Origin of the sequence: Leifsonia sp. 1010, assembly GCF_031455295.1 — a bacterium.
GTDB lineage: Bacteria > Actinomycetota > Actinomycetes > Actinomycetales > Microbacteriaceae > Leifsonia.
The window spans coordinates 146,034-168,083 of sequence record NZ_JAVDSL010000005.1 but is presented as its reverse complement, the minus strand read 5'-3'; the positions used below and the strand labels follow the sequence as shown (position 1 = coordinate 168,083).

Below are 22,050 nucleotides of genomic sequence, written 5' to 3'. Positions count from 1 at the left end.
GGCGCCGGCCTCGGGGGGGCCCTCCGCGCCCCCCCCCCGGGGCGCGGCGGGGGGGCCCCCCCCCCCCGCCCGCGGCCCCCCCCCCCCCCGCCCCCCCCCCCCCCCCCCCCGCCCCCCCCCCCCCCCCGGCCGCGCGTCCGTGCTGCTGCCGGTCAGAGCGACGACAGCAGCCGCGTCCCGTCCGGCACGCCCAGGCCGGTGCACGCATCCCACCCGGCCGTGGCCCGGTAGGCGCCGTTGTCGCCGGTCGTGATGTCGCGGAAGCCGTCCGCGACCTGCCCGGCGGGCACCGAATCGTAGAGCCGGGGCTGGAGGAGTCCGAGCGGCTTGCCCGTCGACTGCACGAGCCGCGCGACGAGCGCAGCCCAGAGCGGGGAGACCGCGCTGGTGCCGCCGATCACGGTGTCCTGACCGTCGACGCGGATGCGGTATCCGGTCTGCGGGTCGGCGACCGCCGACACGTCGGGCACCCCGCGTCCGCCCGGGCCGTTGGCCGAGCCGCCGGCGTCGGTCCCGTCCGCACCCGACGGCACCCCGACGCCCGCCTGCCATGAGGGCAGCGGGAAGACCGCGCTGACGCCGCCGCCGGTCGCGCCGCCGCCCGTGCCGTTGTTCCAGACGATCTCCGAGCGCACGGTGCCGGTCGAGGTGTCCGCCTCGAGCCGCGTGCCTCCGCAGGCGAGCGCATGCGGCGAGGAGGCCGGGAAATCGACGTGCGGCCGGCCGTCGCCGACCCGGTCGCTGCTCCCGTCGTCGCCCGCAGCCGCGGTGGTCGTCACGCCGAGGGCGGCGGCGTCCTGCAGGGCCTCATCGAATGCCGTGCGCGCCTGCGCCGTCCAGCCGTCCTCCGACTGACCCCAGCTGATGCTGATCGCCGCGGGGGTGGGGTCGGCGTGCGCGGCGGTGGTCACCGCATCCAGGAAGCCGGCGTCGGTGTTGGGCGCGAAGTAGACGACGATCTCGGCCTTGGGGGCCAGCGCGCCCGCCACCTCGATGTCGAGCATGACCTCGCCGTCGGCGCCGTTCGGGTTGCCGTCCGGCGCGTTCGAGCCGCCGTCGACCCCGACCGCGCGCACGCTCGGCGTCGGGATGCCGAGACCGGCGAAGTACACGTCGAGGTCCTCCTGCACGTAGCCGCCGCCCAGTTCGATGATGGCGATGGTCTGCCCGCTCCCGTCGGTGCCGTCGGGGAACGCGTAGACCGTGCCGAGCTGCGGCGGTGTGTAGCTCGTGTTGACCGCGGCCGCGGGGACGTAGCGGTACTGCGCCCGCGCCTGGGGCCGGTCGTCGAGACCGAGGACGGCGGTCACCACGCCGGCGAGCGCGGCCGGGATGCTGAGCCCGCCGGTCCGCTGCCGGTAGACGGTCGCGCCCTCGCCCGCGTCTTCGGCGCTCGACTCGGCGAGGTCGGTGCCGAACACTCGGGCGACGGTCTGAACGGGACCGGAGATGCGGACGCGACGCGCGCCCGCATCCACCTCGTCGACCGTCAGCCCCAGGCCTTCGAGCGTGCTGCGCACCAGCTCGACGTCCTCAGGCGACGCGCCGTAGCGTTCCGCGAGCTCGTCGCGGCTCAACGGCTCGGCGAAGGCGCTCTGCGGGAGTGCGGCGCGGCGGCGCAGGACGAGCGTCGCATCCACCCGGGAGTCGGGCGCGAGGCCGCCGTGCGCGCGGAAGCCCGGACGTTCCGGCCGTTCGCTTCCGGGAAGGGGGACGAGGTCGAGGGGCTGTTCCGCATCGGTCATACCACTCGGTCTACCACCGGCCTCCGACACCGCACAGGTCCGCAGCTACACCCAACTGGGCAGCCACATGTGGATCTGCCAGAACCAGAACGGCACCTGCTGGCCCGTCCAGATCGGCCAGAAGAACGCGCTCACCAGGGTGCAGGCGGCCAGGAAGACGCCGGTCCAGAGAATGCCGCGGCGCCGTCGCGGCTCCGGATCGGTGCGTTTCCCGAGCACGATCGCGACGGCCGCCGTGAGCGCGAGGATGAGGTACGGCTCGAAGGCGATCGAGTAGAAGGTGAAGATCGTCCGGCCCATGTAGAGCCACCACGGCAGGTAGCCCGCCGCCAATCCGGTCAGGATGAGGCCGATTCGCCAGTCGCGGTAGCGGATCAGCCAGTACACCAGGAACAGGATGGCCGCCGTGCCCGCCCACCAGATGAGCGGGTTGCCGAGCGAGGTGATCGCCGCCGAGCAGGAGTCCCACTGGCAGCCCGCCTGCCCTTTCGTCGTCCCGACGTAGTACATGCTGGTCGGCCGCAGCATCAGGGTCCACGTCAGCGGGTTCGACTGGTAGGGGTGCGGGGTGTGCAGGTTGATGCTGTAGTCGTACATCTGCGTCTGGTAGTACCAGAGGTTCTGCACCCACAGCGGCACCCAGCTGAAGGCGCCTGTCCACTGCGCGTGCGCGGCTTCGGCCCAGTGTCGGTAGTAGCCGTTGCTCGACAGGATCCAGCCCGTCCAGGTCGCGACATACGTGACGAACGCGAGGGGGACCATGAGGACGAAGGTCGCCGGTGCCTGCTTGAGCAGGGCGCCGCTCGCGTAGAACGGCAGCCTCTCCCGGCGGCGGGCCACCGCATCCACAACCACGGTGTACACGGCGAAGAAGGCGAGGAAGTAGAACCCGGTCCACTTGACCCCGGCGCACAGCCCGCAGAGGATGCCCGCGGCGATCAGCCACGGACGCCACCACAGCACGGGCCCCCACGCAGGATCGCGACCCGCCGACCGGGCGGCCGCGACCTTCGCCGCCAGCCGGTCGGCCGCCCAGCGCCGGTCGAGCAGGATGCAGCAGAACGCCAGCAGCGCGAAGAACATCACGAAGTTGTCGAGGAGAGCGACGCGGCTCATCACGATGGCGTGACCGTCGATCGCGAACAGGAAGCCGGCGATCGTGGCGAGCATCGTGGAGCGGAACAGGGTGCGCGCGATGAGGAAGACGAGCAGCACGGCGATCGTCCCGGCGATCGCGGTGGACACCCGCCAGCCGAACGAGTTCGCCGGGCCGGTGGCCGCCATCCCGAGCCCGATCAGCCACTTGCCGAGCGGTGGATGCGCGACGAACGACGGATCCGCGTCGAAGATCTGCGTCTGGCCGGCGGCGAATCGCGGGTCGGCCTTGTCGGGCCAGCTGCCCTCGTAGCCGAGGTTCCACAGGCTCCAGGAGTCCTTCACGTAGAAGGTCTCGTCGAACACGAGCGCGTGCGGTTGACCCAGGTTCCACAGTCGCAGCACGGCGGCGAGCAGGGTCACCGCGACGGGCGCGCCCCACATCCACAGCCGCAGGCGGGCTGGTGTTCCGAGGACGCGCGCCCACCAGTCGTCGAGGCGCGTGCCGACGGGGACCGCGGCGACGTGCGCGGCCGGGAGGTCGGTCGGAGGAGCAGAGGTCACCCAGCCATGCTAGGGGCGGAGGCTCGGTGTCGCCTTTCGACTGCCACACTAGAAGCCATGATCATCCTCGCCGCGACCCCGATCGGCAATCTCGGCGACGCGTCCCGGCGGCTGGTGGAGGTGCTGTCCGAGGCGACGGTCGTGGCGGCGGAGGACACGCGGGTCGCCCAGCGGCTGCTGGCGGGGCTCGGCATCGAGAACCGCCCCCGGTTGATCGCCCTGCACGACCACAACGAGCGGGATCGGGCGGCGGAGCTCGTGGAGCTGGCGCGCGATCAGGATGTGGTGCTGCTCTCCGACGCCGGGATGCCCACGGTGTCCGACCCCGGATTCCACCTGGTCGAGGCGGCAGCGGCGGCGGGGGTGGGCGTGACGGCGCTGCCCGGGCCGTCGGCGGTGCTGACCGCGCTCGCCGTCTCCGGCCTCCCGACCGACCGCTTCACCTTCGAGGGCTTCCTGCCGCGCAAGCAGGGGGAGCGGCTGTCCACCCTGCGGGCGGTCGCCTCCGAGCCGCGGACCATGGTGTTCTTCGAGTCGCCGAACCGGCTCGCCGCCTCCCTCGGCGACATCGCGACGGCGCTCGGCGACGACCGGCGCGTCGTCGTCTGCCGCGAGTTGACGAAGCTCTACGAGGAGGTGCGTCGAGGCACCGCGGCGGAACTGGCCGCCTGGGCCGCGGAGGGCGTGCGCGGGGAGATCGTCGTCGTCGTCGCCGGGGCTCCGGCGCGAGCGGCGGACCCCGAGGCGGCGGTGCAGCAGGTGCTCGCGCTGGTCAGCTCGGGCACGCGGCTGAAGGATGCGGCGGCCGAGGTCGCCGAGGCGATGGGCCTCGGGAAGCGCGACCTCTACCAGGCGGCGCTCGAGCGCCGCGGCTGACGAGTCCGTCCACGGCGCTCGTTCCCCACAGCACAACCCGTTCTCCACAGGCGGAGTAACACACCGGATCGCGTGCTCCTGCGCCCGTAGGATAGTCACCATGTCCGACGGCTCTTCCTTCTACATCACCACGCCGATCTTCTACGTGAATGATGTCCCGCACATCGGGCATGCCTACACGGAGGTCGCCGCCGACGTCCTCGCCCGCTGGCACCGCCAGGCCGGCGACGACACCTGGCTGCTCACCGGCACCGACGAGCACGGGCAGAAGATCCTGCGCACGGCGACCGCCAACGGCACGACGCCGAAGCAGTGGGCCGACAAGCTGGTCACCGAGGAGTGGCTGCCCCTCCTCGACACCGTCGACATCGCCAACGACGACTTCATCCGCACCACCGATGAGCGGCACGAGGTCAACGTCCAGAAGTTCCTGCAGAAGCTCTACGACGACGGCTACATCTACGCCGGCGAGTACGAGGCCCTCTACTGCGTGGGGTGCGAGGAGTTCAAGCCGCAGAGCGAGATCGTCGACGGCACGGGGGAGTACGAGGGTCAGAAGGTCTGCGCCATCCACTCGAAGCCGCTGGAACTGCTGCAGGAGAAGAACTACTTCTTCCGGATGAGCCAGTTCGCCGACCGGCTGCTGTCGCTCTACGAGGAGCGCCCGGACTTCGTGCAGCCCGAGTCGGCCCGCAACGAGGTCGTCAGCTTCGTGCGCCAGGGGCTGAGCGACCTGTCCATCTCGCGATCGAGCTTCGACTGGGGCATCAAGGTGCCGTGGGACGAGTCGCACGTCGTCTACGTCTGGTTCGACGCCCTGCTCAACTACATCACCGCCGTCGGCTACGGACAGGACGACGAGGAGTTCGCCCGCCGTTGGCCCGCGAACCACCTGGTCGGCAAAGACATCCTGCGATTCCACGCGGTCATCTGGCCCGCCATGCTGATGGCGGCGGGTCTCGAGGTGCCGAAGCGCGTGTTCGGTCACGGCTGGCTCCTCGTGGGCGGCGAGAAGATGTCCAAGTCCAAGCTGACGGGCATCGCGCCGACGCAGATCACCGACACGTTCGGCTCCGACGCGTTCCGCTACTACTTCATGCGCGCCATCAACTTCGGGCAGGACGGCTCGTTCAGCTGGGAGGATCTGGCGGCCAGGTATCAGGCCGAGCTCGCCAACGGTTTCGGCAACTTGGCGTCGCGCGTGATCGCGATGGTGACGCGGTACTTCGAGGGCATCGTGCCGCCGGCGGGCGAGTACCAGGAGGTCGACCTGCACGTGCAGGAGGTCGTTCGCACCGCGGCTGCCGACGCCGACGCGGCGATCTCGCGGCTGGCGATCCACGACGCCCTGACGGCGATCTGGCGGATCGTCGACGAGCTCAACGGCTACATCACCGAGCAGGAGCCGTGGTCCCTGGCGAAGGACGAGGCCAAGCGCGAGCGCCTCGGCACCGTGCTGTACACGGCGGCCGAAGGGCTGCGGTCCCTCGCCGTGCTGCTGTCGCCGGTGATCCCGGCGGCGACCGGCAAGCTGTGGGAGTCGCTCGGCGTCTCCGGCGAGCTGGGCGCCCTCGATGCGCAGCCGCTCCGGACGGCGGGCGACTGGGGTCAGCTGCCCGCGGGCACCGAGGTCAACGGTCTCGAGGCGCTGTTCCCGCGGATCGACGCGGAGGCGGTCGCCGCGGTATGACGGACCCGTCGTTCGTCCGGCAGCGGCACGTCACCGACGGCCGCGACCTCAGCTACCCTCCGCTGCCCGAGGCGCTGACCGTTCCCGTCTACGACAACCACACGCACCTGGAGATCGCCGACGGCGAGCAGCCGCTCGACTACCGCGAGCAGCTCGACCGGGCGTCGAGCGTCGGCGTGCGCGGCGTCGTGCAGGTGGGCAACGACGTCGAGACGTCCCGCTGGTCGGCCGAGACGGCGGCCGTCGAGCCGCGGATGCTGGCGGCTGTCGCGCTGCACCCGAACGACGCACCGGACTACGACGAGCGCGGAGAGCTGGATGACGCCCTCGCCGTGATCGCCGAACTCGCAGGCCGGCCCCGGGTCCGCGCCGTCGGCGAGACCGGCCTCGACTTCTTCCGCACGGAGGAGGGTCCGCGGCGCGATGCGCAGTTCCGCTCGTTCGAGGCCCACATCGAGATCGCGAAGCAGAACGACATCGCGCTGCAGATCCACGACCGCGACGCGCACGCGGCCGTCGTCGCCACGCTGAAGCGAGTAGGAGCCCCCGAGCGGACGGTGTTCCACTGCTTCTCGGGCGATGTCGAGCTGGCCCGCATCTGCGCCGAGAACGGCTGGTACATGTCGTTCGCGGGCAACGTCACCTTCAAGAACGCGCCCAACCTCCGTGCCGCCCTGGAGGCGGCCCCGCGCCACCTGGTCATGGTGGAGACGGACGCCCCCTTCCTCACGCCGATGCCGTTCCGTGGCCGCCCGAACGCGCCCTACCTCATCCCGCACACCCTTCGGGCGATGGCCGAGGTGATGGGAACGGACGCCTCGACCCTCGCGGCACAGATCAACTCCAACACCGAGCTCGTCTACGGCCGGTGGGACAGCGAGCCCGTCGGCCCGCCGCCGACCCGCCCCATCGGGATCATCGCGTGAGCGAGCTGCGGCTGCTCGGCCCCGCGGAGATCCGCGACCTGGCGGAGCTGCTCGACGTCACCCCGACGAAGAAGCTCGGGCAGAACTTCGTGATCGACGCCAACACCGTCCGCCGGATCGTCCGCGTCGCGGAGGTGCAGGCCGGCGACAGCGTCGTGGAGATCGGGCCGGGCCTCGGATCCCTCACCCTCGGCCTGCTGGAGGCCGGAGCCGACGTGGTGGCCGTCGAGATCGACGGCCGTCTCGCCGCGCAGCTGCCCACGACGGTCGCCCAGCTGGCGCCGGACGCAGCACCGCACCTGACCGTGGTGCATCGCGACGCGCTTGCCATCACCGAGCTGCCGGTCGATCCGGTGCGCCTGGTCGCGAACCTCCCGTATAACGTCTCCGTGCCCGTGCTGCTGCACTTCCTCGAGCACTTCCCGACCCTCCGCTCCGGTGTCGTCATGGTCCAGGCCGAGGTCGGTCACCGGATCGCGGCACAGCCCGGCTCGAAGGTCTACGGCGCCCCGAGCGTGAAAGCCGCCTGGTACGGCACCTGGCGCACCGCCGGTTCCGTCAGCCGCCAGATCTTCTGGCCGGTGCCGAATGTCGACTCCGTCCTCGTCGCGTTCGAACGCCGCGACGACCCGCCCGGCGACGAGCAGCTCCGCCTGCGCACCTTCGCCCTCGTCGACGCGGCCTTCCAGCAGCGCCGCAAGACCCTCCGCCAGGCCCTCGCCCCCGTCTACGGCGACCCCGCGTCGGCGGAGGCGGCTCTGCTGGCGGCGGGGATCTCCCCGTCCCTGCGCGGTGAACAGCTCGCCCTGAGCGACTTCGCGCGCCTGGCGGCGGCCGGCGCGGAGTAGCGGCGGCGGCATCCACGCGGCGGCATCCACGCGGTGGCATCCCGGCGGCGGCATCTCCGTGGCGGCCTCCCGGCGCCGGCATCCACGCGGCGGCATCCACGCGGCGGCCTCCCGCGGCTGCAGCGCCCGTCCACCGACGCGCGGTCTTAGCGGCCGGTGGTCGCGACCTCATGGTGACCGCCATGGTGCCGACCTGCGCCGCCCGACGGCCCGGCGCGGCCCGACGTAACCTGACGCAGCCCGGGCCTGCCCGGCGCGGCTCGACGTAACCTGACGCAGCCCGGGCCTGCCCGGCGCGGCTCGACGTAACCTGACGCAGCCCGGGCCTGCCCGGCGCGGCCCGACGTAACCTGACGCACCCCGAGCCTGCCCGGCGCGGTCCGGCGCGGTCCGGCGCGGTCCGGCGCGGCCCGGGGGCTGGCCCGGCGCCGCCCGCGACGCGAACAGACGCTCAGGCCGTGCCCAGCGTGGACGTTCCGGTGTGTGTAGGTTGGAGGCATGGTGGACGCGTGGGACGTCGACGGCGTGCATGTTCGCGCCCCGGGCAAGATCAACGTGTTCATGCGTGTTGGAGCCGTCATGGAGGACGGCTACCACGACGTCGCGACCGCTTACCAAGCCGTCTCCCTCTACGAGGATGTCCGGGCGTATCACGCCGATGACTTCTCGGTGAGTTTCGGCGGCACCGTCGACACGAGCGGCCTGCCGCGCGACGAATCCAATCTGGCGATCAAGGCCGCCCGTCTGCTCGCGAAGCGGACGGGCTACTCCAGCGGGGTGCGCCTGGAGATCGACAAGCACGTTCCCATCGCCGGCGGGATGGGCGGAGGCTCGGCCGACGCCGCCGCCACGCTCGTCGCGTGCGATGCCCTCTGGGGCACCGAGCTCGGGCGCGAGGAACTCCTCACGCTCGCCGCGAAGCTGGGCGCCGACGTGCCCTTCGCGCTGGTCGGCGGCACCGCCATCGGCACGGGTCGGGGCGACCGGCTGAGTCCCGCCCTGGCGACGGGCCAGTTCCACTGGGTGCTCGCGCTCCCGGACGGCGAGCTGAGCACACCGCGCGTCTACAGCGAGCTGGATCGGCACCGCGAGCGCCACGCGGCCGACATCGCTCCGGCGCAGGTCTCCCCGACGGTCGACTCGGCCGTGCTGCAGGCCCTCCGCGCCGGCGAACCTGCCATGCTCGCCGAGGCGCTGACGAACGACCTGCAGGCTCCGGCCATCCACCTCGTGCCCGAGATCGCCGATGTCATCGAGCTGGGCGAGATGAACGGCGCGCTGGCCGGAATCGTGTCCGGATCCGGCCCGACAGTCGCCTTCCTGGCGGCCGATCTGGACTCGGCGATCGATCTGCAGATCGCTCTCAGTGCCGCGCGCGTGAGGGCCGTCCGGGCCACCGGGCCCGTGCATGGAGCACGGATCCTCGGCGACTGATTGCGTGGCGCCGACCGGAAGGTCGGTAACGGCGGTGCTCGCGGGTGTGGCGCACCAGGTGCGGTGATGTCGGGTCATGGATCCAGCATCCCGGCAGCAGTCTCGAGGCATATTCCGATCGCGGAATCTGTGGAGAACCCGCGCCGCGCACCTTTGGGTGCAACGTAGGAGAAAGTGCCGCAAATCTCCGACCGGCCGCGGTGCGGATGGAGATTCGGAGCGATCAGCCGCGAATCTCCGACGCAAGCGCCCGGAGGGCCGACGCAGGCGCCCGGAGGGCCGACGCAAGCGCCCGGCGATCCGACGCGACACGGCGGACTGCCCGAGGATGCCCGGCCACGACACGCGTCGGGTTGAGACGATTCGTCGGAATGTGAAGCGTATCCACGTCCCGGGCCGGGCATCCCAGGTCTCTCCACCTTAACCAGCGCTCGGCCCCGGAAAGGTGCCGGCAGCGCGAAACCGTCAAGACTTGACGGGTCTCCTTCGGGACAGGGTCCGGAGGTCGCGGCGCGAGCGCAGCCCGAGCTTCGAGAGGATGTTGCGGACGTGGAAGTTGACGGTCGTCACGGACACGTAGAGGCGCTCCGCGATCTCCTTGTTCGTCATCCCCGCGGCGAGTGCGTGCGCCACCTGCCGCTCCCGCGTCGTGAGCGTCGCGAGCGGGTCGACGGCCGACGTCGCGACCGCCGTCTCGTCGAGCAGACGTACGGAGCGGGCGAGGTATCCCGCTGCTCCGAGCCGGCGGAAGGTCTCGGCCGCAGCGTCCAGCTGTGCCCGCGCCCGCTCGCGGGTTCCGGCCGTGGCTCCCGGCTGCGCGGCGGCGAGCCGCCCGGCGTCCAGGGCAGCCACCGCGAGGGGGAAGGGGAAGCGCTCCGCCCCGGGCTCGGCGACCGCGTCTTCGTAGGCGTCGAGCGCTTCGGCCGCGCGGCCCTCCGCCTCGAGCACGCGCCCCTCCAACCAGCGCAGCGATCCGTAATACGGTCGCCACATCGGCGACGACGCCGCGCGCTCGTACGCCTCCCGCACCTCCACCGGCCGCCCGAGGGCAGCGAGAGCGTCGACCCGGTAGGTCAGCCAGCCGAGCGTGGAGCCGCGGGAGGCGGCAGCCTCCGCCTGTTCGGCTGCCGCCAGCTGATCCTGCGGCCGGCCCAGAGCGCGCCCGAGTTCCGCACGCGCGAGGTGCGGCAGGTCGCCGTCGTACGATCCGGTGATGCGCGGGTCGGCCTGCGCGGCGGCGCGGAGCCGCTCCTCGACCGCTTCCGCCTCGCCACGGCCGGCCCGCACCAGCGCGGAGGTCCACAGGGCGATCGGCCAGCAGGACAGGTCCGTCTCGTCGAGCGCGAGCGCGACGGCCGTGTCGGCCAGCGTGACGGAGTCCTCCCATTCGCCCACCAGGAACAGGATGTGCGCGTACATCGTGCGTGCGAATCCCGCCGTCCAGCTGGATGGGAAGCGACGCACCAGGTCCGCCGCGCGCGCCAGGTCGGCACGCGCCCGGCCGATGTCGCCGCTCAGGATGAACACGCGCGAGCGGCTGACCAGCGCATCCACCGCGGCCGGCGACTCGTGTCCGACGAGCAGCTCGTCGAGTTCGACGGTGAGCGGACCGAACAGGTCTGGCCGGCGGGAGTGCGCGGCGGAGTTGATCGCCCAGCCGAGCAGACGCGTCAGGTCGTCCTGCGGTGCGGCCAGCCAGCGGAGGGCCGGATCCGCGACCTCGTTCGGCGTGGGGGAGGCGGCGATGTGCTCGCGCGCTGCGTCGAGGTGGTCGATCACGCCGGCGAAGTCGCCCATCGCCATGAGCACCTTGGGGAGCGCCTCGGCCACGTGCGACCGGAGTGCCCGCTCGTCCGGTGTGAGTGCCGGTCGCCGCTCGAATTCCAACGCCAGCGCGAGCGCGCCCGGGAGATCGCCCGAGAGCGTCCGCAGTTCCAGCAGGACCGCGTCGCGGCAGGGCGATGCCGGGGTCGCCTCGAAGGCGGGCCGGAGGTCCAGGATGCGCTCGTGCATCCGGAACCGCATCGCGATGAGACCCAGCTCGAGCAGCGCGCGCTCCGCGTCGCCGCTGTCCGCGAGGTCGACGGCCGATCGTGCGTAGCTGAGCGCCTGCTCCGCCTGCCCGAGATCGGACACCGTGAGCGCGGCGGAGAGCAGTTCGGCGACGAGGGTCGGGTCGGCATGGTCCGCGGCCTCCACCCGGTGCCGCAGTGCCCGATGACCGGAGAGCACCTCGGAGGCGACACGGTGGATGGCGACGCGCCTCTCCAGCGACAGCTCGCCGGCGAGGGCGTCGGCGAGGATGGCGTGCGCCGGCTCGACGCGGACCACGCCGTCGCGCGTCTCGGCGAGGACGAGTCCGCGGGCGACCGCACCGTGCACATCCACATCGATCCCGAGGCGCTGCGCGATGGTTCCGACCACCGGCAGCGGCAGCGGGTCGCGCAGCACGGCGACGAGTTCGGCCGCCGCGCGCACCGACGGGTCGGCGCCCTCCAGCGAGGCGGCGATTGCGGTGGCGAGCGGGGTGATCGCGGTGGCGGGGAGGTCCCATCCGGCCGGGTGCAGCGCCTGGGCGAAGGTGTCGCGCAGCTGGCCGAGCAGAACGCTCAGCAGCAGCGGAGACCCCTGCGTCGCCTCCGTCAGTCGCGTCGCGGTACGGCGGGAGACGGGGTGCCCGAGGATGTGACGGGCGAGCTCCTGCGTGTCGCCGACGGCCAGCGGCGTGAGCTCGACGCGGGCGTGGTTCGTGGTGGTCGACGCCAGGTCGTCGAAGAGGGCGCTGACGCTGTTCGGCTGCGACCGAGCCGCCGCCGTGAACAGGAACGACTGCTCCGCCAGCCGACGCACCAGGAAGCGGAGAGCACGCGCGGACGGCTCGTCCACCCATTGCGCGTCGTCGACGATGAGGCACACCGGGCCGTCGATCGCGTCGATGGCGTCGAGCAGCAGCCGGCCGACCGTCAGCGGGTCGTCGCCGGGCGACGGCGGGCGGATGGCGGTATCCGTCCCGCGTTTCGTGCCGGTCCGCTGGGCGTTGAGGCCGCGGACGAGGGTCTCCACGGTCGCGTATGCGAGGTCGGACTCGAACGAGTCGGCGTGCACCCGCAGCACCGTCCAGCCCTCGAGCCGTTCGGCGACATCGGCGAGCAGCGCCGTCTTTCCCATGCCGGCCTCGCCGGTGACGAGCACGGCCCCGCCGCGCTCCTTGGCGCGGTGCGCGACCAGGAGCATCGTCTCGCGGGCACGGTCCCGTCCGAACAGGGGCCGCTCGTCGGCCCGTTCCTGGTCAGTCACGTGGCGCTCCCGTCCCCGTCGGCCGCGTCGGGTCGGGTTGCGCGACCGATCCTCAGGATCATCGCACAGCGAGAAGCCGAGTTCGTTCCCCAGTCCGGGGGAGTGGACGCGGGATGCCGCGCGTGCCGGATCAGCCCTCCAGCTGCTCCGAGAGCTCCAGCCAGCGGGTCTCCAGGTCGGCGATCTCGCCCTCCAGCGTCCGGAGTTCCTCCGTGAGCCGGCCGAGTCCCTGGTAGTCGCTCTGGTCGTGCCGCGCCAGCTCCTCGTGCTTGGCGGCGACCTGGTCGCCCACCTTGGCGAGCCGGCGGTCGAGCGCCGACAATTCCTTCGCGGCGGCGCGGAGCGCGGCGCCCGAAAGGGCGGGAGTGACGGGCGTCCCCGGTGTGGATGCGACGCTCGCGACGGCATCGGAGCCCGCGCCTCCGACCGCGCCCTGAGCGCGCCGCAGCCGCAGGTACTCGTCCACACCGCCCGGAAGGTGCCGCAGGCGGCCATCGAGCACGGCGTACTGCTGGTCGGTGACGCGCTCGAGCAGGTACCGGTCGTGGGAGACGACCAGCAGCGTCCCCGGCCACGAGTCGAGGAGGTCCTCCATCGCCGCCAGCATGTCGGTGTCGAGGTCGTTGGTCGGCTCGTCCAGGATGAGCACGTTCGGCTCGTCGAGCAGGATGAGTAGCAGCTGCAACCGGCGCTTCTGGCCGCCCGACAGATCCTTCACCGGGGTCGAGAGCTGCGCGTTCGAGAAGCCGAGACGCTCCAGCAGCTGGCCCGGGGTGACCTCCTTGCCGCCGGCGAGGTAGGTGGTCCGCTTGCCGGCGACGACCGCGGAGACCCGCTCGTCCTGCACGTCGTCGAGCTCGGCGAGCTGCTGGGTGAGGGTGGCGATGCGCACTGTCTTGCCGCGCTTCACGGTTCCGGAGTCCGGCTTGACCGTTCCGGCGACCAGCCCGAGCAGTGTCGACTTGCCCGCTCCGTTGACGCCGAGGATGCCGGTGCGCTCACCGGGGGCGATGCGCCACTCGACGTCGCGCAGCACCGTCTTCGGCGGGTACGAGACCGAGACGTCGATCAGGTCGACCACGTCCTTGCCGAGGCGGGACGTGGCCAGCGTCGTCAGCTCGACGGTGTCGCGGGGCGGCGGCTCGTCGGCGATGAGGGTCGCGGCCGCATCCATCCGGAACTTCGGCTTCGAGGTGCGCGCCGGAGCACCACGACGCAGCCACGCCAGCTCTTTGCGCATCAGGTTCTGCCGCTTCGTCTCGGCGACCGCGGACATCCGGTCGCGCTCGACGCGCTGCAGGACGTAGGCGGCGTACCCGCCCTCGAAGGGTTCGACGATGCCGTCGTGCACCTCCCACGTCGTCGTGGACACCTCGTCGAGGAACCAGCGGTCGTGCGTCACGACGACGAGCGCGCCGGACGCCGCCGACCAGCGGCCCTTCAGATGCTGGGCGAGCCAGGCCACGCCCTCCAGATCGAGATGGTTCGTGGGCTCGTCGAGGAAGAGGATGTCGTGGTCGTGTACCAGCAGCGCGGCCAGGGCGACGCGGCGGCGCTGGCCGCCGGAGAGCTCCCCGATCGTCGCCTCCCAACGGATGTCGGAGACGAGCCCGGCCAGCACGTCGCGGACGCGCGGATCGCCCGCCCAGAGGTGCTCCTCCCGGTCGCCGACGATGGCATGCCCGACCGTCAGCTGCGACGGAAGTTCGTCGCGCTGGTCGAGCATCCCGACCGTCACCCCGCGGCGGCGGGTCACCCGGCCCGAGTCCGGCTCGATGCGCCCGGCGAGCAGCTGCAGCAGCGTGGACTTGCCGTCGCCGTTGCGGCCGACGACGCCGACGCGGTCGCCCTCGGAGAGCCCCAGCGTGACGGAGTCGAAGACGGTGCGCGTCGGGTACTCCAGGTGAAGGGATTCCGCGCCGAGAAGGTGAGCCATGAGGGTCTCCAGCCTACCCGGCGGGCGGAGCTAGACTCCCGCCATGGTCACCCACACCGTCGTGAACCAGGCGCCGCCGCGCGTCGACGTGGACGAGTTCGCGGCGAACCTGCCGCTCCGGGAGGGCGTGGAGCGCTACGACGCCGCGTGGGCCATCCCCTCGCTCGGCGACATCGGCCGACTGGTCGGCTCGGCGGCGTTCCAGCGCGATGCGGAGCTCGCCAACCGGCACGAGCCGGAGCTGCACGCCTTCGACCGGTGGGGGAACCGGATCGACGAGGTCGAGTACGACGACGGATACCACCGGGTCATCGCCGCGGCGGTGGCGGCCGGCGCCCACACCTCCGCTTGGGCCGACCCGCGGCCCGGGGCGAACGTCGCCCGCGCCGCCGCCTTCCTGCAGTTCGCGCAGATCGAACCCGGTCACGCCTGCCCGGTCTCGATGACGCACGCCGTCGTCCCCGCGCTCGCCGCCTCCGACAGCCTCTCCGCCGAGTGGATGCCGCGGCTGCTCAGCCGCGACTACGACGGCCGGTTGCTCCCGGGCAAGACCTCCGCGCTGTTCGGGATGGCCATGACCGAGAAGCAGGGCGGATCGGATGTGCGGGCCAACACGACCCGCGCGCTCGCCGACGGGGACGGACGGTGGCTGCTCACCGGCCACAAGTGGTTCTGCTCCGCGCCCATGTCGGACGCGTTCCTCGTGCTCGCGCAGACCGCGAACGGGCTCTCCTGCTTCCTCGTGCCGCGCGTGCTGGAGGACGGCGCGCGCAACGTGTTCCTCATCCAACGGCTGAAGGACAAGCTCGGCAACCGCTCCAACGCGTCGTCCGAAGTCGAGTTCGACGAGACGGTCGGGTACCTGCTGGGGGAGGAGGGCCGGGGCGTGCGCACCATCCTCGAGATGGTGAACCGTACCCGTCTCGACTGCGTCTACGGCAGCGCGGCGGGGATGCGGCAGTCGGTCGCCGAGGCGGCCTGGCACGTGCGGCACCGCGCGGCGTTCGGGCGCCGGCTGATCGATCAGCCGGCGATGACGGCGGTGCTGGCCGACCTCGCACTGGAATCGGAAGCCGCGACCGCCGTGTCCCTCCGCTTGGCGCGCGCTCACGATGCGGATGCGCCGGAGGGGGATGTGGCGCTCCGCCGGCTCGCGACCGCCGTCACGAAGTACTGGGTGTGCAAACGCGGTCCGGGGCACGCGTACGAGGCGCTGGAGTGCCTCGGCGGGAACGGCTACACCGAGGCGTTCCCGCTGGCCCGGCGGTATCGGGAGCAGCCGGTGATGGCGATCTGGGAGGGCTCCGGCAACGTGATCGCCCTGGATGTACTGCGCGCGCTGCGTCGGGAGCCCGCGGCGGCCGAGGCGTTCGACGCCGAGCTCGCCGCCGCGCGCGGCGTGTACCGCACCTTCGACGGACACCATGACCGCCTGCGGGCGCGCCTGGCGACCGCCGCGGCGTCCGCCTCCGACGACCCCGCGTCGGCCGAGGCGGCGGTGCGCCCGCTCGTCGCGGCGCTGGCTGTCGCGTTGCAGGCGTCACTGCTCATCCGCACAGCACCCGCCGCCGTCGCGGACGCCTTCGTCGCCGCCCGGCTCGGCCCCGAACGCGGAGCCCTCTACGGAGAGCTCCCCTCCGGCCTCGATCTCGCCGCCCTCACCGCCCGAGCCTGACCCCATCCCGTCCGCCCCCACCGTCGAGTACGCGATTCCTTACCGCGACGCGCCGCCGCGGCGTGCAGAAATCGTGGACTCGACGGCGGGGGGTGGGGCGCGGGAGAGGTATAGATGCGAGAGGGCGTCATGGAGGGAATGAGCGGCGCGTCGTAAAGGGCGTGTTGCGTTATTCTCTCGGGCGCTGGGCCGCTGCGGCCGTCGCCGTCGTCCTGCTCGTCACGTCGGGTGTGTTGGCCGCCGATCGCCCCGCCCTCGCGTGGGTGGATGCGGTGAGCAACTCCCGCTGCTCGCCGACCCAGCCTGTGCGTCCGGCGATGCACGTGACGTACGACCCGGCACTCCCCGCGAACTACCGGACGGCCGTCCGCGCGGCGGCCGCCGCCTGGGAGGAGGCGCTGCCGGGGCTCATCACCCTCGAGGTGTCCGCCGAGCCGCCGGCGACCTTCCACGCCAACACGTCCTACGTCACGGTCTACCCGGCGACCGGTCGCCGCGACGCCTACGCGTCCGCGGGCGCTTCGGCGTGCGGCACCGCGGGGACCGGCACCTACGACACCGGGCGGATCGACGCGTACCGGGCACAGATGGACGGACTCACCCAGCTCGAGAAGGCCGCGGTGATGATCCACGAGTTCGGCCACCTGCTGAGCCTCAACCACCCGGTCGTGAACGACCGCTGCCGGTCGGTGATGAGCCACATCGGCTGCCCGGGTCAGGACATCGGACCGTACCCGGACGACATCGCGGGCGTCCTCGCCTCCCTCGCGCCGAACGCCACACCCGGTTTTCCGGCGGACGCTCCGATCGTCATCGACGCGGGCCTCGCCCTGCACGGCGGGGGAGAACCCGGCGGTGCGCTGTTCATGAACCGACGGGCGACCGACACGTCGGCACGCTGGACGTTCGTCCCGCAGGAGCGAGCCGGCGTCGGGCCGGCCGGCGAACGGGCGGGAGTGATCGTGAACACGCTGTCGGCCCTGTGCCTCGCGTCATGGTCGACCGACAACGGTCATGAGGTCGCGACGGAGCAGCAGTGCTACGAGAGGAGCGATCGCGCCGGGCTGTTCTGGTCGGTGCAGGAGCAGGCGGACGGCACGACGACCCTCCGCAACCAGAAGGACGGGCAGTGCCTGCTCGCCCGCCTCGGTGTGCTCGGCATCCACGCGGTCCTGGGCGGCTGCGACTCGCAGAACGCCCGCATGATCATCTCCCACCCCGAGACGGCCGCGTCGCCGGCGGTTCCCGGTTCGCAGGCGTACCCGCTGGTGGGGCAGCAGTCCGGTCGCTGCATCGACGTGCCCGACAGCGACACGAAGCCCGGCCGGCAACTGGGGATCTGGGACTGCAACAACGGAAGCAACCAGAAGGTGCGGTTCCACGACGAGGGCCGGTCGATGACGGTGTTCGACCTCACCGGCCCAGGAGACGTGGACGGCCCGGACCTGACCCTCTGCGTCGCAGCCTCCGGAGTCTCCGACAACAGCACGATCGTGACGGCGCGCTGCCGCCAGGGCGACGCCCTCCAGGTCTGGCATCACCGCGGCGACGGGACGATCTACAACCCTGTCTCGAACAAGTGCATCAACGTGGCCGGCGGAGCGACCGGAAACGGCAGCCGCTTGATCCTCTGGTCCTGCACGACCACCGAGAACGAGGTCTTCAACGACGTCGGGGCGCTGGGCCGCGAGCCGCGGGTCAGCGTGCGCACACTGCTCGGCACCGGCAAGGTGCTGACGGCGACCGCCGGCAACGGGGTGATCGGCAACGACGTCAACGGCGAGAACCAGAACTGGGCCTGGGCGGCCTCCCCGACGGATCCGGCCTCCGGGATGCTGACCTCCTGGCGGTCGACGTCCGGGACCGAGGAGCTCCAGTGCCTGACCGCATCCGCCGAGTCGGCGCCCACCATCGTGCGCACCTGCAGCAAGGACGACCTGGCGCAGCGATGGAAGCCGTCCACCAACACCAACGGATCGACGACGTTCACCAACGTCCGCTGGAGCGGCCAGTGCCTCGACGTGACGGAGGGCAAGACCGACGAGGGGACCGCCATCGTCAGCTGGGCGTGCAAGACGTCGGGCGACCGCACCAATCAGCAGTGGCGCATCCTGCCCGAGAACCCGCCGGGCGCCGTGCCCGCCGTCCCCGCACCGACCGCGGAGGTGTCGCTGTCGGCACGCGCGAACTCCCGGCAGGTCACGGTGGTCAGCTACGAGTCGAACGTGCTGTGGCCGAAGGCGACCACAGTGGGAGCCGACGAGCTGTTCGACCTCGTCTTCAACAACGACGACCTCGGGTCGGTGTCGTTCCGCTCGCGGAGCGCCGGCCGCTTCGTGACCGTCGACGCCACCTCGACGGAACTGCGGGCGACCGCCGGCTCCATCGGCGATCGGGAGAAGTTCACGCTCACCGAGTCGACGGAGGGATGGGTGGCGCTGCTCTCGAAGGCGACGGGCAAGTATGTCGTCGCCGAGTCCGGGGGCGACGGCGTGCTCCTCGCGAACCGGGCGGCGATCGGCCCGTGGGAGAAGTTCGCCCTGAGCGGCAACCACCACCTCCCCGAGATCGCCTGGAACCCCGGCCTCGGCGGAACGATCGCGAGCGCTCCCGCCGTCACGTTCGACCCCGGGCAGAGCCGCTATGTGGCGGCCGCGCGTACGACGAGCGGGGCGATCGCCTGGAAGGTCCGGGCGACGACCTGGACCGGCTGGAACACCATCTCGCCGCCGGCCGGAACGACGATCGTCGGCCGACCGGCACTGACCGCATCGCGCGGCCGGATCGAGCTGTGGGCGCTGACCAGCAACACGCGTGTGTACTCGATCACCAGCACGGACAGCGGAAAGACCTGGGGCCCCTGGACCGACCCCGGACTGCCGACCGCCCTCGAACCTCCCGCAGTCGCCTTCGATGCCGTGTGGGGCGACTCCCATGTCGTCGTCCGCAGCACCGACGGAACCACCTGGCACTCGGTGCGCACCCTCGCCGGCCAGTGGGTGGGGTCGCAGAAGATCCTGTTCGGCGTGCCCCTCGTCGGCGAACCGGCGATCACGGTGTTCGGCTCGTCGGTGGATGTGTTCGCCCGCGGCGCCGACGACAAGCTCTACCAGACCTACAGTCGCACCAACGGCTCGCAGTGGACGGTGGTCGAGGGCGTCGCCCTCACGGGCGGGCTGACCGGCAGTCCGGCGGCAGCATACGACCCGGCGGCGAACGTCCACCTGGTAGCGGTGAAGGGCGCGGACGGCAAGGCGTACCTCAACAGGTGGAACGCCGACTGGTCCGGGTGGAAGGCCATCCCCGGTCCGACCGGAGGGACGTTCACCGACTCGCCGGCCCTGGTCGCGTACGGCTACACCGCTCAGCTGTTCGCCCGCGGGACGGACGGATACGGCTGGTACACGCCGGTCTCGGCGTACTACTGAACCGCCGCCGGGCGGTCAGGCGCCCGGCGCGCCGATCGCCCGGTAGAACTCGCCGACGGCCTTGCGGTTGTACGCGTGGTAGTCGAAGTGGCTGTCGGGCACGTCTCCGCGGAGGAAGGCGCGCATCCCGTCCGCCACACCGTCGACCGTCTGCGGCACGATCATGCCGCTGCCCGCGGGGAGGGCGTTCTTCGCCGAGGCGAACTCGACCGTCACGATCGGCAGCTGCAGCACCAGCGCCTCCAACAGCACCATCGGCTGACCCTCGTAGTCGCTGGACAGCACGAAGCAGTCGGCCTTCGCCATGATCGCGTGCGGGTTGCGCTGCATCCCGGTCAGGAACACCGAGCCCTCGAGACCCAGCTCGGCGACAAGACCTTCGAGCTCGCCGGCCAGCGGGCCGGACCCGACGATGACGAGCCGTGTCCGCGGGTTGTCCGCATGCACCGCGGAGAACGCGCGGATCAGCCTCGCCTGGTTCTTCTCGGGCGACAGACGGCCGACGTTGACGAACGTGGTGACGTCGTCGTCGGCGAGCAACAGCTCGGCCCAGTCCGGGATGCTCCCGGTCTCCTCGTCGAAGGTCAGCTCGTGCAGGTCGGCGCCGGCGTTCTCGAGGATGTGCTCTGCGTCGACCGTGTTCAGCGCCGACACGAACTTCTCAGGCGCCGCGTACTCGGCGAGCGACGTGCGGTTGATCTCGGACAGCGTCGGCGACACGGACACGAGGTGGTCGTACTGGCCGTACAGGGTGAAGATCTGCGTGAGGCTGTGCAGCATCCGCTTCTCGCCGTTGACCTCGCGGTGCGCGTCCGACGCCAGGTCGTTGTGCAGCCAGATCGCGCGCTGGGCGTCGGGGGAGTGCAGCAGGAGCGTCGCCCAGAACGGCCCGTACCCGGAGAAGTCGACGACGTAGTCGAACCGGCTCTCGCCGAAGCAGCGGTACCACTCGTCATCCCACAGCCGGTTCTGGGCCGGGATGTCGGCGTGCTGGGCGATACGCCCGCGCCGGAAGTCGAGGTGCCGGGCGACATGCAGCAGCTTGGTGCCGTTCATCCCGCCGACGCGCGGGAACTGCCGCACCGATGGATGGATCTGCCGCTGCTTCCCGATGACGACCGGCGACCGGCTCTGGGCGAAGAACGCGGAGACGTCGTAGCGGTCGTGGTCGAGGTTGTTGAGCAGGTTCAGCGCGGACGTCGTGATGCCGTTCGGCCGCATCCCGCCGAGGTACAGCAGGATCTTCTGCCGCCCGTCGTCCGCGAGGTCGGTGCGCAGGCGGTACCCGTCGCGCACACCGCGGAACACGATGTCGACGACCCGGCGCGACGCCTGGCCGTCCTCGTAGGGGGTGAACCGCCGCTGCATGTCGAGGTAGCGCTCGCGCGACTCGGCCGGGACGGTGTCGCCGGCCTCGGCGATGGCGTGCAGCTCGTCGCCGACCTCGCGGGCCGACAGCAGCACAGGGCCCGGCCACTCCTCCGGCTCGAAGTAGAGCCCGCGGGTGCCCGCGTAGTCGGCGAGGTCCGGCGTGAAGAACACGATCGGCCGGCCGGTCTGCAGGAAGTCGAAGAAGATGCTCGAGTAGTCGGAGATGAGGATGTCGGTGGCGCCGAGCACGAGGTTTGTCGGGATCTCGTTGGGCACGAGCATCCGCTTGAGCTCCGGCCGGTGCGCGGCCAGCGCGTGCACGGTCTGGTGCGTCTTCAGCAGGACGGCGTACCGGCTGGTGTCGATGCGCTCCTCGATCTGAGCGATGTGGGCGAGCAGCGCGTCCAGGTCGTCCTCCGGACGGCCGAAGGTCTGCCCCTTCCACGTCGGCGCATAGAGGACGATCTTCCGGTCGCCGATCGGGATGCCGGCGGCGATGAGCCGCTGCCGCACCGTCTCGCGCCCTGCGTCGTCGAGGAACTGCCGGTCGATGCGCGGGTACCCCTCCTCGACGAGGGTGCCGCTGTAGATTCCGGTCAGCTTGTAGCCGGTCTCGTACATCTGCTCCGACATGAACGGGTTCGCCGAGAGCAGGTAGTCGGCCTGCACGAAGTTCCGGATGATGTTCGCGGTCGCCAGCGCGCCGTCCTCGATGTCGTAACCCATCCGCTTCAGCGGCGTGCCGTGCCACGTATTGAGGTAGACCTGGCCGGGACGCTTCGAGAAGTCCGGCGGGAAGGTCGCGTTGTTCACGAGGTACTGACTCGTGGCGAGCGCGCGGTAGTAGGCGGCGGAGCCGTAGCGGACGAAACTGACGCGGTCGTTTCCGGCGAACTCCTCGACGGCGGCGCGGTACTGCGTCAGATCCGACAGCGCCCAGATGTGGGTGAGCTGGCCGAGGTCGGGGCTCGCGAGCAGCTCGCGGAAGATCGCCTCGGGGTTGTCGAGCATCCCGTTGCCCGAGAACGACTCGTAGAAGACGGAACCCTGCACGATCGGCTGACGGCGCCAGTGCGCGTGGATCTCATAGCGCGCGGCGCGCTTGACCCGAGAGGGGAGTCGCTTCAGTCGGGAGAGTCTCATCGCGCACGAGTTTATGAGAGCG

General features: G+C 71.5%; 12 protein-coding genes. 7 read left to right on the top strand and 5 right to left on the bottom strand.

Going from position 1 to position 22,050, the window contains the following annotated elements:
• Positions 1–152: 152 nt before the first annotated feature.
• Together J2Y42_RS18110 and J2Y42_RS18105 are read right to left on the bottom strand one after the other, a co-directional pair.
• Complete coding sequence (locus tag J2Y42_RS18110) at positions 153–1,745, bottom strand: S53 family peptidase (RefSeq protein WP_309861439.1); 1,593 nt, start codon at positions 1,743–1,745, stop codon at positions 153–155.
• Positions 1,746–1,790: 45 nt separating this feature from the next.
• A complete protein-coding gene (locus J2Y42_RS18105) occupies positions 1,791–3,404 on the bottom strand; it encodes a phospholipid carrier-dependent glycosyltransferase (protein ID WP_309861436.1) in 1,614 nt (537 codons plus the stop codon).
• 57 nt (positions 3,405–3,461) lie between these two features.
• Between J2Y42_RS18105 and rsmI the strand changes: the two genes are divergently transcribed.
• The 5 genes from rsmI to J2Y42_RS18080 all read left to right on the top strand — a co-directional run bounded on the left by rsmI (position 3,462) and on the right by J2Y42_RS18080 (position 9,178).
• Positions 3,462–4,280 carry a 16S rRNA (cytidine(1402)-2'-O)-methyltransferase gene (gene rsmI / locus J2Y42_RS18100; RefSeq protein WP_309861433.1) on the top strand — a complete coding sequence of 273 codons (819 nt, stop codon included), beginning with the start codon at positions 3,462–3,464 and terminating at the stop codon, positions 4,278–4,280.
• A gap of 100 nt (positions 4,281–4,380) precedes the next feature.
• Positions 4,381–5,970, top strand: coding sequence for a methionine--tRNA ligase (gene metG, locus J2Y42_RS18095; protein ID WP_309861431.1), 1,590 nt, complete (start codon positions 4,381–4,383; stop codon positions 5,968–5,970).
• Complete coding sequence (locus tag J2Y42_RS18090) at positions 5,967–6,896, top strand: TatD family hydrolase (RefSeq protein WP_309861427.1); 930 nt, start codon at positions 5,967–5,969, stop codon at positions 6,894–6,896. The genes metG and J2Y42_RS18090 overlap by 4 nt, the downstream gene beginning before the upstream one ends.
• Positions 6,893–7,744: a 16S rRNA (adenine(1518)-N(6)/adenine(1519)-N(6))-dimethyltransferase RsmA gene (gene rsmA, locus J2Y42_RS18085; protein WP_309861424.1), complete on the top strand. Its 852-nt coding sequence runs from the start codon at positions 6,893–6,895 to the stop codon at positions 7,742–7,744. Before J2Y42_RS18090 ends, rsmA begins: the two co-directional genes overlap by 4 nt.
• Before the next feature lie 498 nt (positions 7,745–8,242).
• Positions 8,243–9,178, top strand: coding sequence for a 4-(cytidine 5'-diphospho)-2-C-methyl-D-erythritol kinase (locus J2Y42_RS18080; RefSeq protein ID WP_309861421.1), 936 nt, complete (start codon positions 8,243–8,245; stop codon positions 9,176–9,178).
• Between the two features lie 465 nt (positions 9,179–9,643).
• Here J2Y42_RS18080 and J2Y42_RS18075 read toward each other — a convergent pair whose 3' ends face one another.
• The gene (locus tag J2Y42_RS18075; RefSeq protein WP_309861418.1) at positions 9,644–12,475 is read right to left on the bottom strand and encodes an AAA family ATPase; all 2,832 of its coding nucleotides are present in this window, start codon (positions 12,473–12,475) and stop codon (positions 9,644–9,646) included.
• A 130-nt stretch (positions 12,476–12,605) separates the two neighbouring features.
• On the bottom strand, positions 12,606–14,411 hold the full coding sequence (locus tag J2Y42_RS18070) for an ABC-F family ATP-binding cassette domain-containing protein (protein WP_309861415.1): 1,806 nt from the start codon (positions 14,409–14,411) through the stop codon (positions 12,606–12,608).
• 43 nt (positions 14,412–14,454) lie between these two features.
• On the opposite strand from J2Y42_RS18070, the gene J2Y42_RS18065 reads away from it, so the two are divergent.
• Positions 14,455–16,086 carry an acyl-CoA dehydrogenase family protein gene (locus J2Y42_RS18065; protein ID WP_309861411.1) on the top strand — a complete coding sequence of 544 codons (1,632 nt, stop codon included), beginning with the start codon at positions 14,455–14,457 and terminating at the stop codon, positions 16,084–16,086.
• A gap of 161 nt (positions 16,087–16,247) precedes the next feature.
• The gene (locus J2Y42_RS18060; protein WP_309861408.1) at positions 16,248–19,514 is read left to right on the top strand and encodes a ricin-type beta-trefoil lectin domain protein; all 3,267 of its coding nucleotides are present in this window, start codon (positions 16,248–16,250) and stop codon (positions 19,512–19,514) included.
• Between the two features lie 15 nt (positions 19,515–19,529).
• On the opposite strand, the gene J2Y42_RS18055 is transcribed toward J2Y42_RS18060, so the two are convergent.
• Complete coding sequence (locus J2Y42_RS18055; RefSeq protein WP_309861405.1) at positions 19,530–22,028, bottom strand: glycosyltransferase; 2,499 nt, start codon at positions 22,026–22,028, stop codon at positions 19,530–19,532.
• Positions 22,029–22,050 lie beyond the last annotated feature (22 nt).